At 29.8% G+C, this 248-nt stretch carries 1 protein-coding gene; it reads left to right on the plus strand.

The features are described 5' to 3' along the window. Positions 1–248 (plus strand): lipid II flippase MurJ (locus ELQ11_RS09825; RefSeq protein ID WP_279586197.1); only part of this gene is annotated, 248 nt, incomplete at both ends.

Genomic DNA, 248 nt, shown 5'->3' on the forward strand with positions numbered 1-248 from the left:
TTATTATGCAAACCGCGTTTTTCAGCTTCCTTTAGCTCTTTTTGCTATAGCCTTAACTCAAGTTTCTTTTCCTAAAATTTTAAAGCATTTAAAAAGCGATCAAGAAAATTTAGCCTTAAGTTTTATGCAAAGAGCTTTAGCGGTTTTAAGTATTTTGTTGATTGTTTCAAGTATTGTAGGTTCTGTATTTGCTTTAGAAATTTCAAAGCTTTTATTTGAAAGAGGGAATTTTACTCACGAAGATAGTA

The organism is Campylobacter sp. US50a, assembly GCF_004379015.1.
In the GTDB taxonomy this organism is placed as follows: Bacteria; Campylobacterota; Campylobacteria; order Campylobacterales; family Campylobacteraceae; genus Campylobacter_D; species Campylobacter_D jejuni.